Origin of the sequence: Acidovorax facilis, assembly GCF_023913775.1 — a bacterium.
In the GTDB taxonomy this organism is placed as follows: Bacteria; Pseudomonadota; Gammaproteobacteria; order Burkholderiales; family Burkholderiaceae_C; genus Acidovorax; species Acidovorax facilis.
On record NZ_JAMXAX010000313.1, the window covers coordinates 1 to 863 of the forward strand.

The 863-nt window shown below is 60.3% G+C and carries 1 protein-coding gene and 1 pseudogene; both read right to left on the minus strand.

Features of this window, described 5'->3' with window-relative positions:
• Positions 1 to 127: 127 nt before the first annotated feature.
• Positions 128 to 550, minus strand: a complete 423-nt coding sequence (locus tag NFX52_RS30365) for a hypothetical protein (protein WP_055392979.1) — start codon at positions 548 to 550, stop codon at positions 128 to 130.
• A gap of 195 nt (positions 551 to 745) precedes the next feature.
• A pseudogene (locus tag NFX52_RS30370) lies at positions 746 to 863 on the minus strand (IS30 family transposase); the annotation flags it as partial.

Here is an 863-nt window from a genome sequence, read left to right on the forward strand (position 1 = left end):
GGTGGGCTTTTTCCTGGCCTTGGTATTGCACGAGAAAATAGACTTGGAGCGAATCGCTTTGTTTTCAACATCGCTCAACTGTGCCTCAGCTGTAGGAGTGCGCCTGCGCGGTGAGACCGCGACGGCGTCAATGCATGCGCCCGGCCAGGGCGGCCTTGACGGCCGCACTGGCATGGAACGCGCCCAGTACCGTCACCGAGGCAACCGTGGCCTGCGCCAGGGCGGGCGGCACGTCGTCGTCGATGCTGGCCAGGCCCAGCACGCGGATCTCCAGCGCTTGGCCCGCCGCCAACACGGCCTCCAGCTCGGCCCGGCCAAAACGCTGCAGCCCCAGCACAAGCATCTTGCGGGCCACCACCTGGCGCACGGCGTCGTTCTGGGCGGTCAGCTGGTTGCGGATGGCGGTGCGGATGAAGTCGGTGCGGTTGGCGTAAAAGCCCTCGGACACCAACAGATCGATGTGCCCCAGGTCTACAAAACCCAGGTTGATCGTGACCTTCTCGGACTCGGGCACCTTGCCGCGCGGGGCGATGGGAACGATATTGCTCATCGGTGAAAATCCAAAAAACATCCAGATGGATGGTGTATGGATGGCAATTGGATGCTGCGGCGCGCAGTTTCAAGAGCCGCGGCCAAAAGAAAAGGAGCCCTTGGGCTCCGTGGTCTGGTGAGTTTTGCTATGAAATATGTAGCTGTTTGCGCTTGATAGGAAAGGGCGGTTTCAAGTCCAAGTGCGACAATCAAGTTAATGGACTGAATCGGGCTGTTGGGCCAAGCGAGCCAAATGCTCGGCATACACCTCAATAGGCTTGCTCCAGCCCAAAGTCATCCTGGGGCGTCCATTGAGTTCGTCGGCCACCGCA